Origin of the sequence: Lysinibacillus xylanilyticus (genome assembly GCF_001708185.1) — a bacterium.
In the GTDB taxonomy this organism is placed as follows: domain Bacteria; phylum Bacillota; class Bacilli; order Bacillales_A; family Planococcaceae; genus Lysinibacillus; species Lysinibacillus xylanilyticus_A.
Map to the genome: position 1 here is coordinate 343,203 of NZ_MDDN01000001.1, position 13,998 is coordinate 357,200.

Genomic DNA, 13,998 nt, shown 5'->3' on the forward strand with positions numbered 1-13,998 from the left:
AGGTATTTTTAACCCCCACTGTAAGAAGTCTCCCATCTATAGAGGTGGGAGACTTCTGCTGTTATAAGTTAAAAAGTTTGATTAATATTCACTTAGAATCCTTTAAGCGAAAAGGAATTAAACAGTGCTTCTATTTAAAACAGTACGACTTTATTTCAAACTATACTTTGCTAACATTTCTCCCCAGGGAGCCATTCCTGCTTCTTTAAAACCTACACTAGCATATAGTTTTCTTGCTTGCTCATTGTCCGGCTGATATCCAAGCCATATGACATCAGTGCGATCTTCTTGACTCTCAATGTCTTGAATAATTAACTTCATCGCGCTCTTGCCGTGTCCACGCCCTTGATATTGCTCATCAATCATAAATCTGTATATCCAATAGTTTCCGTCATCCGAATCTATCCCGTACATCGCGAAACCGATAAGCATTTCACCACAATAAATCGCCTTTATCTTCATGTGCGGAAAAAATTTACTTTCTGCAATTGAATACAGATTTGAGGCAATAAACCCTTGCTGTTCTTGCTTAGGCTTCAGTTGAATACAAGCTTCCCAATTACTTTGATCAATCGATTTTAAACTAATCAAATTTCAGATTCCTCCCTAGTAGTAGAGAAATCCATTGTCACGAATTCTCTACAAAATTAGTTTTCCCCTGCCGATAAAATAACTTATTGTCTTGATATACATAGCACATCACTCCTCCTAAGATGGATTGTCAACGTTAAACCGTACAATTTAATAAAGCAAACGATTTGCTCTCCATTTGTACTCTCGTTTAGTTCGACACCCGCAGACAAATCCCTTCTATATTTCTCCAAACAGCCAATTTAAGTTTTCGTACTGCCACTACACTTTCAGTAAAAAACATTTGCTGAGAGAAGTTAAATCTTAATCATCGAATTAGTTCTCTAAAATCATCACCATCTTTTTTTCTCTTCATATTCTATAATCAGACCTAATTTTGAGGGGGAAACGTATGGGGATTGAATTCACTGCTCTCCATTGGATTTACGTTATTTTTATTATCCTTATCATTGGCTTTATGGTTAAACGTCGCGATACCACCCTCATTTGTATTATTGGCATCTTCATGCTAGCAATCGTAGCTACAGGTGATTTAACTTCATCTATAAGCGGCGTTTTTAACAGCTTCATTTATGCGATTACAGAGCTTTTATCAACCATTCTAATTATTTCTATTATCGTTGCCATGAGTCGCGTTTTGATGACTTCAGGTATTAACGAAGTCATGATTGCTCCTTTTACGAAAATCATTAAAACACCAACACTAGCTTATTGGACGATTGGTCTGTTAATGATGTTTATTTCCTGGTTTTTCTGGCCATCACCAGCTGTGGCGCTTTTAGGGGCAGTTCTCTTGCCAGTTGCAATACGCGCAGGTCTGCCAGCACTTGGAGTGGCAATGGCGATGAATTTATTTGGTCATGGAATTGCACTTTCGAGTGATTTTGTTATACAGGGGGCTCCGAAACTGACTGCTGATGCTGCTGGTATTCCAGTTGGTGAGGTAGTAGCTGCTAGTATCCCTCTTGTCATTACAATGGGCGTTGTCACAACATTAGTCGCCTATATTTTATTACGACGCGATATGAAACGTGGAGCACTATATTTGAACGCTACAAATGACACAAGTGAAGACGCTGAACAAGTAACCGTTGAACACTTGCTGACACTTGGACAAAAACGCTTTTTCGCAGTTCTCATTCCAATTGCCTTTGTCCTCGATGTCATTGCCATGTCCATCTTAAAATTACAAGGTGGAGATGCTACAGCTTTAATAGGTGGAACATCCGTCTTTATACTTCTGTTGCTTTGTGTTGTAGCTCATAAAAACCAAGGCCTTGAAAAGACAACAAGCTATTTAATTCAAGGATTTCAGTTCGGATTTAAAGTGTTTGGGCCAGTTATTCCCATTGCGGCCTTCTTCTATCTAGGGGACTCTGGCTTCACACAAATTATCGGCGACTACTTACCAACCGCTTCACATGGTATCGTCAACGATCTCGGCGTGGGTCTAGCTGCTGTCGTACCATTAACAAAAGAAGTTGCGGTCATTACTTTAACAGTCGTTGGCGCCATTACAGGATTAGACGGCTCAGGCTTCTCAGGCATTTCCTTAGCAGGCTCCGTTGGTAGTTTGTTTGGCAATGCTATTGATGGAGGTACAGCAACTTTAACAGCACTTGGGCAAATTACAGCAATTTGGGTTGGAGGCGGAACGATCATCCCCTGGGCATTGATTCCAGCCGCTGCAATTTGTAACGTTAGCCCCTTCGAACTTGCAAGGCGTAATTTATTGCCCGTGATAATTGGACTTGTCGTTACAACCATTGTGGCAGTGTTTTTGATTTAACATTGTGAAAGTAAGGAACCTTTTAGTTAGGTTACTTACTTTCTTTTTTATATCACTTCACAAGTATAATTTACCTGTATTAACTAGTAAGGCAGATGATTTAGATGATGATTCAATCGCCCTTACCTCGAACAAAACAATAATAATTTTGACTATTTTATAAAAGCATTTCTTTGAGCGTAGCTATTGCATACACTATTTTCCTAAAAAAATAATTGCTGAAAGAAGTTAAAATTTCTTTTTCGCAATAAAACTTTGCATAGTCATAATCATCAATAAAACCAACAGCAATGTTACGACAACATTAATGCCATACCAAGTACCCACCTCACCTGTCATCAAAATATTTGTTGCAGACAAACTATTACTAGCAGGATTAATAACGTCTAAGATTGTATGTAACCCCGCAGTGAAACGACATATTAATAGGACAACGATACTTATTAATGCAATAAATGCAGGACTAGTAAAAAATGTACTCATCATCGCCACAAACGTTATGACAAATAACAGCCAAACACAATAGAATACGAAAGCCCACATAGCTTGTGTCATAGGAACAGTAGTAAATAAATACGCTGAGTAGCCATAAGACACAACATAGCCAAGAGCTATACAGATAACTGCCATTATATAATGGATAATGATTTTACTATTTAAATAAGATGATATCGATACTGGCCTTGTTAGGATAAATGCCATCATGCCATTCGCTTTTTCCCCTTGGATAATACTCATAGTAGCAACTGCCAGAATAATAATGCCTAGTTGATCAAATTGTGAATTTAATGTTGAGGCAAGTACCTCACCTCCCTCTGGCTTTGCCATGTTAGGATCAATCATTATACCTTCAACCCCACCAGCTGATTGTAAAATAACTGGTAAATAATACGTCATAATCGGCTGAGTTAGCCCTAGTAAGATAAAGACAATTGGGAGCCAAACTATTTTATATTCTTTTGTCATTTGATTTATTTCTTTTTTGCTTAACGCGATAAAAGCATGCATTCACTTACACCACCAATTCTAAAAATATTTCTTCTAGATTATCTTGAATACCCACTTCAAATTTAGTAAACAACACTTTTGAGTCGAGTCCATGCTGTAATAATCGGTTGGCATCACCTTCCAAATGATCCACAAATACTTTAAAGCCATCTCCATAGCTTTCAATTTTCTTCACGTATGGCAAATGTTCAATCATTGTTAACCACTTCAAATCTTCCTTTCGAATCATTAAAAAGATAGCTGATTCTTGATGATGCTTAATCAATTCTAATTTTGTAGCATCCTCTATTTTGTGACCATTTTTAATCACTACAAAGCGCTCACAAATTTCTTCTGCATCGCTCAATATATGTGTTGATAATAAAATGGTCGTCTCTTTTTTTATCTCTTTTAATAGATTTAACACTTCTCTCCTACCTATTGGATCTAGTGCAGATACCGGTTCATCCATAATCATTAAAGCTGGTTTGTGCAATAATGCTTGTGCGATGCCAAGGCGTTGTTTCATACCACCTGAAAATGTTCTGACATGGATATGTGCTTCTTTCCCTAAGCCTACCTTTTCTAATAGCAATGGAATTTCTTTCTGCAATTCTGTTTTTGCTATGCCAGAAAGTGTCCCCATAAAGGACAATGTTTCAAATGCTGTCATCCACGAGAAAAAATTAGGATACTGAGGTAAATAACCAATTTGATGTTTCATAGATGAATTCTTTTGACCATCAAGAAGAACTTCCCCTTCATCCGCATACAAAATGTCTGCAATGATTTGAATTAACGTAGATTTCCCTGCTCCATTTGGACCAATTAATCCAACACACTCATTAGCATCAATGACCATTGAAAAACCATTCACAGCCGTTTTATGTTTAAATTTTTTCGTAATATTTTTAATTTCTAAGCGCACGTTTATTTACATCCTTTCTACCAATAATGAAGTATAGAACAGAACCAATCGTATTAAAGAACAAAATAATAATTGTCCACATAAGTATGTTTTCTCTCGTATCTCGGTGCCGATATAAATCGAATAAAGCAACAATGATTAGAACAAATCCTACGAATAAAAATGGCAAAATGATTGGTAGTATGCTTGCCCAATCCAATTGATTTAAATCATCAAAACTATAGTGTAATTTCATTACTAAAACCCCCATTCATTATCATTATCAATAATGATAACAAAATACTTTAAAAATTTCATCCTTTTTACTGTACATCCTTTTAAAAAATATATATTATATTTTTGAGAATGTTCTCACGTTGATAACATTTTATTACTACCCTTGATACCATCTCATTTTTTCTATAGGAGGATCGTTTTATGCGTAATAAAGCAGAGGTCTTAATGCACCCTGTGAGAATGAAAATTTTACAAGCTCTGAATAAAGAAGAAGGCTTAAGCACTTTGGAGATGATTACTGTCATTAAGGATGTACCTCAAGCTACTTTATATCGACATATCCAAATTTTGGTGGATGAAAACATTATAAAAATTGTAAAAGAGCGAAAAGTACGTTCTGTTACAGAGAAATTTTATGCATTAAATGAAGGAGCAGCAAAACTGAGTAAGGAGGATTGGTCACAACTAACAATCAAACAAAAATTAAATTATGTTTCCTATTATCAATTAGCTTTACTATCTCAATATCAAAATTATTTAAATTCACTTGATGAAAAAGAAAGCACGGCAGATCTTGCAACTTTTTCATTTCTTGACTTGTCATTAACGAATGATCAATTTATGAACTTTGAAAATGAATTAAACAATTTAGTAACTAAATACTATAATATGGCCGACTCAACTGAAGAAACTGAGACAAAAACAATTGCTGTAAATATTATTCCAAAACCTTAAGTATTATTTTACATACAGAAATGGAGAAGATGAATGAAAAAAAGAAAGTTAATTGAAAACACACGAAAATTTATTCTGATTGTCATTGGCGCTGTCATTGCAGCATATGGACTAGAGGCGGTATTGATACCGAACGATGTCATTGATGGTGGTGTGACGGGGATTAGTATTATGGGCGCACATCTCTTTGGTATTCCGTTAGGCGTGCTGCTCTTTGTATTAAATATTCCGTTTATTTTTATTGGCTACAAACAAGTAGGTAAAACTTTTGCATTGATGAGTTGTGCTGGAATAGCAGCTTTATCTGTTTCCACAGTCCTTTTACACGATGTTAAAACAATTTTAGGTCCAGAAGATCCTTTATTAATTGTTTTAGCTGGTGGTATGTTACTTGGTGTTGGGATTGGGATTGTCTTACGTAACGGTGGCGCTTTAGATGGCTCTGAGGTTTTAGCCGTGCTACTATCTCGAAAGATTCCATTTTCAGTCGGGGATATTATATTATTTATTAATGCCTTTATTTTCTTAGGGGCAAGCTTTATTTTTGGATTGGAGAGCGCATTATATTCAGCTTTAACGTACTATATTGCGAAAAACGTTATCGATATTATTCAAGATGGTTTAGAAAAATCAAAAGACGTTCGTGTTGTTAGTTCGAAGTCAGAGGAAATTGGAGATGCGATTCAAGCTCGTTTAGGTCGTGGTGTTACCTATACACAGGGTCGTGGTGGTTTTTCAAATGAACCAACTGAAATTTTAAACTGTGTTATTAACCGTATGGAAGAAAATAAGATTGTTTCAATTATTAAAGGTATCGATGAAAGTGCTTTTGTCGTCATTTCTGATGTTTCAGAGGTACGCGGTGGTAACTTCAAAAAACGTGATATTCACTAAATCAAAAGTAATGTTTGATAAAAAATATTCTCATTGGATTACGTCCAATGAGGATATTTTTTATAGCGCGGTAAATTAATTTTTAATCAATAGGATATTCAATAAATCTATTTTTTTAGAATTCATAGTTTTGTTTTACGGACAAAATTATTTTGGAATTTTTTCAATGTTAGTACACAGAGGAAAAGTAATATTATACTTGGTTCCTAATTGAGGTTTACTCTTTATATCAATCTCTCCCCCATGAGCTATAATAATTTGTCTTGCAATTGCCATTCCTAACCCTGTTCCCTGATTATTAGATGATGCACTAGTTCCTCGGTAATATCGATCAAATAAGTGCTCAATCGTTTCTTGATCCATACCGACTCCATCATCTTTAATTACAACACGAATTTGTCTTGGGTAAGACAAGTCTTCATGTAGGAAAATTTTAATGTTGGTTTCAGGGGGATTATGCTTAATACAATTAGCAATTAAATTTTCAAATGCCCGCTTCAAGTATCTTGTATCCATATTAAGGATAATTTGTTCCTTACTTGATTCAAATGAAAACATCTTATTTTTCGATTCAGGCAATCTATATAGTTGTTCTAGAACATCTTTAAGAATATTTACAAGATTATTTTGTTCAAATTGTATTGGAATAGAATCATTTTTTAATTGAAATGTTAAGTTGAAGTCTTCAATTAATTGTTCCATATACTCTACACGATTCTCCATGATTCTGGAAAATTGACGTATCTTATCTTGTTCCCATTCGTATTCACGTGAAGATAACAAAACAATATAACCTTTAATAACAGACAAGGGGGTTTTAAGATCATGTGAGACTCCTGTTAGCCATTCTTCCCTAGTCTTTTCTAATAACTCCCGTTCTTCTGAATTTCTTTGAAGAGTTGATGTAAGATTGGAAAGAGCCTGCGTCAATTCTTCATACGTACTATATTTAGTTTTATTTCTCCACCGTTTTTTTTGATTAAATTTCCATTTAGAAAAAGGTTCTTCATATTTTTCATTAGATAGATTTTCAATCCACGATACAGTATGTAGTAAAGGAGCACCTAGTTGTCTTCCAAAAAATAAAGCAAGTAGTATTCCAATTATCATGATTGAGAGCATCCATAGATTATTTACCCAATAGAAAAACGGATTATTATTTGACATCGGCTTACCTAAAACCCATGTAAGATTTTGGCTATCAATAGTTTTATACCATGTTGACAGCTGATATCCTTTTTTTGTGGGATACAGTTAATCAGAAACTAGTTCTCCTGGAGTATAATGTTCTTTTATATTTTGGGGTTTATTAAAGGAAAATATTTCATCGCCATTTTCATCTAATATTTGGATCCACATTTTATTTTTTAATAAAGCATCTTTAATCTTAGAACTTATTGTAAGTTTTTGATCTACGACACTGGTATGTTCAACAGCATTGCTAATCGTTAATCGTGCACTTTCTGTTTTATTTTGTCCAAGAAAGAAACTGAAAAAAACAATGGTTATTACAATAAGTAAGCTCCAAGTAAACATTAACCAGAAAAGGCGTGAAATGAAAAAATAGGCAACACGATTTTTTAATTTCACAATAAGCCCTCTTTTGTGTCTACTTCAAAAATATAGCCTAATCCTCGAATTGTTTTTATCCATTTAGGTCTACTAGGATCTTTTCTATTTTTTCACGTAAACGTCGCACATGTACCATCACTGTACTATCTCCACCATATATTTCACCCCATACATCCTTATAGATTTGATGTTTACTTAAAATTCGGTTGGGATGCTCGCAAAAATAGAGCAAAAGTTTCATTTCCTGAGTAGGACACTCTATTCTTTCGCCATTAACAATAAGTTTGCCCATATTGGGATCTAGAGAAAAATAGGCAAAATCGTAAATCTGTTTTCTTACATACTGTGATGGAATTTTAGTAAAACGTTTTAATTGTGCTTTTACACGAGCAACGACTTCTAATGGATTAAAAGGCTTTGTAATATAGTCGTCTCCTCCAAAACTAAACCCCTGTAATTTATCTAAATCGGTAGTTTTAGCTGTAAGAAACAGTACTGGTACATCTGTCTCGAAACGAATTTTATTGCACAAAGTAAAGCCGTCTGTATCAGGTAACATTACATCTAACAATATAATGTCTGGTTTTTTTTGAGTTGTTATAGAAAGTGCTTCTGCTCCATTAGTGGCGATTAAGATATTTTGAAAACCTTCCTTTTCAAAGACTGTTACTAATAAATCTAAAATGTACTGATCATCATCAACCATCAGAATTTTATGATTCTCGATTTTAAAAGTCACCTATATCATCCTCTCTATCTCAACTATTATTTTACCTTAAACATAAATATAAAAAGTCGTTAATAAAAGAATTAATACTCCGTTTAATTTTCTGAAAAATCAGAGTACGAATTCCTTAGCATTCCATGTAGGTTGATTAAAATAGATACTTATTATAGAACTAGCCGTTTAGCAAATGTTTAAGAAGAGTTTCATTCATGTTCATTAAGTTTCATATACGATTGAAATGAGGTGAGGAAATAGATGAAGAATCAAATAGTGGTGACAAATGAGCTTACCAAAAAGTATAAAGGGCATACATCTGTGGAAGGAGTAAATTTACGAATTGAACGTGGACAAATTTATGGATTCCTTGGTCCTAATGGAGCTGGAAAAACTACAACAATTCGAATGTTACTAGGTTTAATAAAACCGACAAAGGGAAATATTGAAATTTTTGGTCAAAGTCTAGAAAAAGATCGGCTACAAATTTTACAACGAATTGGATCATTAGTGGAGTCTCCAACATTCTATGGGAACTTAACCGGACGTGAAAATTTAGAGGCTGTTCGTAGGTTAAGAAATCTTCCAGAAAATAGCGTTGACGAAGTATTGGATGTAGTAAGATTGACTAAATCTGCGAACCGACTAACAAAAGAATATTCACTTGGAATGAAGCAGCGACTTGGGATTGCTACGGCACTATTAAGCAAGCCGGATTTATTAATTTTAGATGAGCCGACAAATGGTTTGGATCCGTCGGGTATTCAAGAAATAAGAGAGTTAATAAAAAAATTGCCTGAGTCTGGTATGAGCGTCCTTTTATCTAGTCACTTATTAAGTGAAATAGACCAGATGGCTACGCAAGTTGGGATTATTAATTGCGGAAAAATGATTTTTCAAGATTCAATTGAGCAATTAAGACGAAAAAGAAAACCGTTATTAAAAGTAGGAGTTAGTGATTTAGTTGAAGCAAATACACTATTAAAAGGAAAAGGATTAAAGACTGATTTGCAAAAAGATTTTTTGTGGCTTCACCAAACAGAGCCAGAGTTTGTTTCAGAAATCAATTCCATTCTAGTTCACTCAGGACTATCTGTGTATCGACTTGAGGAAGTGAAAAGAACACTTGAAGATATTTTTTTAGAACTAATTGGTAGTGAGAAAAGCTTATGAAAAATATCTTATGGGCAGATAAAATCAAATTAAAACGTTCTTCGCTATTAATTATTGTTCCATTGGTTCCGTTACTTATCATTGCATATGAGTTGGTGAATCTCACCTATCGCGCTGAGTTTGTGGAAAAACAAGCTGAGATGTTCGGCGCAGGCTCAATGTGGATGTATTTAATATATGACAATAGTTTGTTATTTGGTCTAGGTTTTCCATTAGCCGTTACACTAGCTGCATCAGTGATTGCAAATATTGAACATCAAGCTAATGGATGGAAACAAACCCTTTCAATGCCTATAGCAAGAGGGAAAATTTATTTGAGTAAATTTACTTGGCTAACAATTAGTCTATTCCTATCCACTACTATTTTTCTGATTGGCATGGTTTTTTTAGGAAAGGTACTATCATTTGAAGAGGATATTCCTTGGGGCTTATTGATAGGCGATTGTTACGGTATGTTAATTACAGTATTACCAATTATGGCTTTTCAATTTTGGCTATCTATGAGCATTAAAAATCAGGCCTTCTCTATTCTTATCGGATCAGTTTCCTCTATTATGGGTCTGTTTTTAGCAGCTGCTCAAACGACTAGATGGTTACCATTTGCCTATCCAATTCAATCATCAACGGTTATATTGCAGTATGAGGGAATAGGATATAACCCAGATTTTTCGGCATTTCTTCTTGTAAATCTAATATTAGGTATCATCCTGTTTTTTATGGGGTCCATGCATTTTGCCAAACGGAATGTCCAATAAGGGAGGGCTAATTTTGAAAAATATCTTATTTGTTGAACGATTAAAGTTAAAACGCTCCAATTTATGGTTACTTTACTTTATTGGTCCTATACTAGGTGTGGCATTAGCTTATATTAATTTCTTTAAAAACTATGATCTCCTAATGCAACCTGGAGATAATGCTTGGATAGAAGTGTGGACACAAGCCGCATTATTTATGGGACCTTTTGTATTACCAATCTTAGTAGGAATATATTCAGCACTAATTTGTAGAAGTGAACATGCGGGAGGTGGATGGAAACAACTACTAGTATTACCAGTTAAACACTCGGTCGTCTTCCTAGGTAAATTTATTACAGTGGTCCATATGGTAATCATTACAATGTTAATTTTATTAATCTTTTTTATTGGATTTGGTTATATTAAAGGAATCAAAGACACCCTTCCGATCTTTACAATATTGGGGTATATAATTAACGGTATTATAGCGTGTCTACCTTTAATTCTTTTGCATTTAATTATTTCCATAAGAGCTAAAACATTTGGCATACCATTGGCCATCAGTATTGTTTTTACACTTCCAGCGATTATTGTTGCCAGCACACCATTAGGCCAGATTTATCCATGGACACTGCCAATGTTAGCAATGTCACCTAAGGACGAATCACCTATTCAATCTTATTTCTTATTTTATACACTATTAGGTGGAACTTTTATCACTTTACTAGTTTATGGTTTGAGAAGTTTTCGTAAACGGGACATAATTTAACTGTTTTGACCAATACTAGGCTCAAATACCTACTTTGTTTATTTACCACAATGACGAAGTGCAGTCACCTGCACTTACATATTTTTTAGAGACGATCGATGAATACGATGTTTCATCAGTTTGAGGGCTACCCAACACTCAAAAAAGAGCTATTCAACATTGAACAGCTCTCTTTTTGAGTAATTATTGTTTCTACTAGTTTCCTAGGCTTGCTTAATTGCCATTTTTTAAAATTCTACCATCACTTAGTAGTTCAGCTGACAAGACTTCCACATATTTTCCATGCAGTATATCTTTTGACGATTAATCTAATTTCCTATAGGCTTTTATTAAATCGGTTTATACAAAGGAGTATTAAATGGATATATTTATCGCCAGTAATCGTCAACTACCTATACGTTATTACGTCAATGAAGCAATTTGGATTCGTCGCGGTGGCAGTACAAAACTTCCCGAACTAACATTACCGTTTTTTGTCGAGGTGGAAATTAAAAACCGTGTAAACTTACAAATAATAATCGAATATATTTTTGAATTCCAACGACAGTACAAACAAACAGAAATTCAAATCCTAATAAAAGACACATATATTTTAGCTAATATCCAAGACATGCTTACTAACAATACGTTGACCAATCACACGATCACTATTCAGCAGGTGTAACAGGTAATTCAATGAAAAACTTCAGCAAGTGATCTGCATATTTTGCGTCAATTTTACCACCATGTAGTTCTACTATACTCTTTGCAATAGCAAGTCCAAGTCCTGAACCTTCCGCTACGCTTGTTCTAGACTGATCTTTTTTATAAAATCGCTCAAATAAGTTCATTAGCTCTTCGGATGTAAATTCATCACTTTCATTTGCAACACAGATTTGAACATTGCCCTCTTGTCTTTCAAGAGAAACAAAAATCTTACCGTCACCTGTACTATATTTAATGGCATTCATTAATAAATTATCAAAAACTCTGACAATTTTTTCGGAATCAACCGTAGTAAAGATCCGCTCCTCAGAGAAATTTTTTGTAAATGAACGATGGTTTTCCTCTGCCTGCGGGATTAACTCCTCAATTAATTGATCGAGAAGCTCATTGATACATACCTCTTGTTGCACAAGGACAATGCTTTCATTCGTTAGCTTCGTATACTCAAATAAATCATCAATTAGGTTTTTTAATTGTTCAGATTTTGAAAAAGCAATCTTTAAATACTCATCATACTGCTCCTTCGTGTCATACCTCTCATCTCTTAACAATCGTAAATAGCCCATAATCGAAGTAAGTGGTGTTCGTAGGTCATGCGAAACATTAGTAATTAATTCATTTTTTTGTTTTTCAATCCTTCGTTCCATCTCTATATTCGTCATAATTGCTTCGGCCATATGATTGACGTTCTCTGTTAATAAAGCTATTTCATCTATCCCCTTTTTTTCAATTCGATAAGTTAAATCTCCTTTTGCGATTTCCTTAACCCCCTCCGCCAACGACTCAATTTGTTTCATTTTTCGTTTTGTTAAGTAAAAGAATGACAGGGCAAAAACAGCAATTCCAATTAATACGGGAAAAGGACCCTCCGTAATGCTTGTAATAAGTACGCCTGTTGGAATACCACTGACAAACAAATATAAATTTTTATCTTCTATAGTTATTGGATTAAAGGCAATAATTTCTTTATGCGATTGCTCGACTGTAGGTATATCATAATTAAAATTAAAGAGTGGATTATTGATTGCAAAATCCATTACCTGACGAATCTTATTATGTACATCAATTTGTTCCTCTTCCGCTTGCTTTGTTTTATACAAAACTTTACCGTGCTCATCGGTAACTAACACTTTCAGCGCTCGCTCTGTCGATTTCAGTTTTTCATTTTCTGCTTCAATCATTTGCAGTATAGTTTCGACACTATTTTCACTAACAGCCAAATCTGCCGCTTGCTTTGCTTGAAAATTTATTTGCTGCATATCTCCACTGTAGTCAATGGTAGGTGTTGGATTCCCAACATACGGTAGAGTAAATCGTGCAACAAGTAAACCGAGAAATGCACAAAGGATAAAGGTTGTTAAAAGTTGAATTCTAATACTTTCCCGAACTTTTGTAATGGCATTCACTATAAATAATTTAAGTTTGCTTAGTAAGTATTTAAATGGCTTAATGATCTTTCTCAATTTTATAACCTACTCCCCATACGGTTTTAATATACTGAGGATTTCTTGGATTTGTCTCAATTCTTTCTCGAATTTTACGGATATGTACCATGACCGTATTTTCAGACTGTATAGCTTCTTCCTTCCAAACCCTTTCATAAATTTGCTCAGCACTCATGACCATTCCTTGATTTCTTGCGAGTAATTCAAGTACTGAAAACTCCCTTGGCGTCAGCTTCACTTTTTCATTATTAACGACTACTTCATGTGTGGCAGTATTAATTCGCATATCACCTATTTCTATTTCATTTTCGTTCATCGTATCTAGTCGATTCATTTTGATGTATCTACGAAGCTGAGATTTAATGCGCGCAATTAGCTCTAATGGGTTAAATGGCTTTGTTACATAGTCGTCTGCCCCTAAAGTTAATCCAGTAATCTTATCCATATCCTGTGATTTTGCGGACAACATAATAATTGGCATCTCGGCTATTTCCCTTACTTTCATACACATCTCAATACCATCTACATTCGGCATCATAATATCTAGAACAATTAAATGTACTTTATGTTTCGTTAAAAGATTAAGGCCTTCTTCTCCATCACTAGCTTCTAGTACATCAAATCCTTCGTTTTTTAAATAAATAGCAATAAGATTTCTAATCTCTTTTTCATCATCCACAATAAGAATTGTTTCTTTATTCATCTAATCCCACCAATTATAAAATATATTAAACTATCC

General features: G+C 34.5%; 15 protein-coding genes and 1 pseudogene. 7 read left to right on the forward strand and 9 right to left on the reverse strand.

Translation table 11 applies throughout. The annotated features are described in order from the left end of the window. Window positions 1-150: 150 nt before the first annotated feature. Entirely contained in the window at window positions 151-591 is a 441-nt protein-coding gene (locus tag BFJ97_RS01735; RefSeq protein ID WP_068982925.1) for a GNAT family N-acetyltransferase, read from the reverse strand. Window positions 592-982: 391 nt separating this feature from the next. On the opposite strand from BFJ97_RS01735, the gene BFJ97_RS01740 reads away from it, so the two are divergent. Beyond that, window positions 983-2,380, forward strand: a complete 1,398-nt coding sequence (locus BFJ97_RS01740) for a hypothetical protein (protein WP_068982926.1) — start codon at window positions 983-985, stop codon at window positions 2,378-2,380. A gap of 228 nt (window positions 2,381-2,608) precedes the next feature. On the opposite strand, the gene BFJ97_RS01745 is transcribed toward BFJ97_RS01740, so the two are convergent. The 3 genes from BFJ97_RS01745 to BFJ97_RS01755 are packed head-to-tail and all read right to left on the reverse strand — an operon-like array spanning window position 2,609 to window position 4,530. Further along, entirely contained in the window at window positions 2,609-3,388 is a 780-nt protein-coding gene (locus BFJ97_RS01745) for an ABC transporter permease (protein WP_068982927.1), read from the reverse strand. Window positions 3,389-3,392: 4 nt separating this feature from the next. After that, window positions 3,393-4,295 carry an ABC transporter ATP-binding protein gene (locus tag BFJ97_RS01750; RefSeq protein ID WP_068982928.1) on the reverse strand — a complete coding sequence of 301 codons (903 nt, stop codon included), beginning with the start codon at window positions 4,293-4,295 and terminating at the stop codon, window positions 3,393-3,395. Next, a complete protein-coding gene (locus BFJ97_RS01755) occupies window positions 4,279-4,530 on the reverse strand; it encodes a PLD nuclease N-terminal domain-containing protein (protein WP_068982929.1) in 252 nt (83 codons plus the stop codon). The genes BFJ97_RS01750 and BFJ97_RS01755 overlap by 17 nt, the downstream gene beginning before the upstream one ends. 182 nt (window positions 4,531-4,712) lie before the next feature. On the opposite strand from BFJ97_RS01755, the gene BFJ97_RS01760 reads away from it, so the two are divergent. Both BFJ97_RS01760 and BFJ97_RS01765 read left to right on the forward strand, forming a co-directional pair. Further along, entirely contained in the window at window positions 4,713-5,246 is a 534-nt protein-coding gene (locus BFJ97_RS01760; RefSeq protein ID WP_068982930.1) for a transcriptional regulator, read from the forward strand. Between the two features lie 33 nt (window positions 5,247-5,279). After that, window positions 5,280-6,140 (forward strand): YitT family protein, encoded by an 861-nt coding sequence (locus BFJ97_RS01765; protein WP_068982931.1) that lies wholly within the window; start codon window positions 5,280-5,282, stop codon window positions 6,138-6,140. Window positions 6,141-6,287: 147 nt separating this feature from the next. Here BFJ97_RS01765 and BFJ97_RS01770 read toward each other — a convergent pair whose 3' ends face one another. The 3 genes and pseudogenes from BFJ97_RS01770 to BFJ97_RS01775 all read right to left on the reverse strand — a co-directional run bounded on the left by BFJ97_RS01770 (window position 6,288) and on the right by BFJ97_RS01775 (window position 8,418). After that, complete coding sequence (locus BFJ97_RS01770) at window positions 6,288-7,250, reverse strand: sensor histidine kinase (RefSeq protein ID WP_254660096.1); 963 nt, start codon at window positions 7,248-7,250, stop codon at window positions 6,288-6,290. 144 nt (window positions 7,251-7,394) lie between these two features. Continuing rightward, the gene (locus tag BFJ97_RS25030) at window positions 7,395-7,730 is read right to left on the reverse strand and encodes a hypothetical protein (RefSeq protein ID WP_254660097.1); all 336 of its coding nucleotides are present in this window, start codon (window positions 7,728-7,730) and stop codon (window positions 7,395-7,397) included. Then, window positions 7,727-8,418, reverse strand: a pseudogene (locus BFJ97_RS01775) (response regulator transcription factor). The gene BFJ97_RS25030 and the pseudogene BFJ97_RS01775 overlap by 4 nt, the downstream one beginning before the upstream one ends. Before the next feature lie 276 nt (window positions 8,419-8,694). On the opposite strand from BFJ97_RS01775, the gene BFJ97_RS01780 reads away from it, so the two are divergent. The 4 genes from BFJ97_RS01780 (at window position 8,695) to BFJ97_RS01795 (ending at window position 11,773) form a co-directional block, all read left to right on the forward strand. After that, window positions 8,695-9,606, forward strand: coding sequence for an ABC transporter ATP-binding protein (locus BFJ97_RS01780; RefSeq protein ID WP_068982932.1), 912 nt, complete (start codon window positions 8,695-8,697; stop codon window positions 9,604-9,606). Further along, a complete protein-coding gene (locus tag BFJ97_RS01785; RefSeq protein WP_068982933.1) occupies window positions 9,603-10,361 on the forward strand; it encodes an ABC transporter permease in 759 nt (252 codons plus the stop codon). The genes BFJ97_RS01780 and BFJ97_RS01785 overlap by 4 nt, the downstream gene beginning before the upstream one ends. A gap of 13 nt (window positions 10,362-10,374) precedes the next feature. Next, complete coding sequence (locus tag BFJ97_RS01790; RefSeq protein WP_068982934.1) at window positions 10,375-11,109, forward strand: ABC transporter permease; 735 nt, start codon at window positions 10,375-10,377, stop codon at window positions 11,107-11,109. Between the two features lie 358 nt (window positions 11,110-11,467). After that, a complete protein-coding gene (locus BFJ97_RS01795) occupies window positions 11,468-11,773 on the forward strand; it encodes a hypothetical protein (protein WP_068982935.1) in 306 nt (101 codons plus the stop codon). Here the strand turns inward: BFJ97_RS01795 and BFJ97_RS01800 are convergent. Then, the gene (locus tag BFJ97_RS01800; protein WP_068982936.1) at window positions 11,757-13,277 is read right to left on the reverse strand and encodes a sensor histidine kinase; all 1,521 of its coding nucleotides are present in this window, start codon (window positions 13,275-13,277) and stop codon (window positions 11,757-11,759) included. The genes BFJ97_RS01795 and BFJ97_RS01800 overlap by 17 nt on opposite strands. Beyond that, window positions 13,261-13,962 carry a response regulator transcription factor gene (locus BFJ97_RS01805; RefSeq protein ID WP_068982937.1) on the reverse strand — a complete coding sequence of 234 codons (702 nt, stop codon included), beginning with the start codon at window positions 13,960-13,962 and terminating at the stop codon, window positions 13,261-13,263. The genes BFJ97_RS01800 and BFJ97_RS01805 overlap by 17 nt, the downstream gene beginning before the upstream one ends. Window positions 13,963-13,998: the final 36 nt, after the last annotated feature.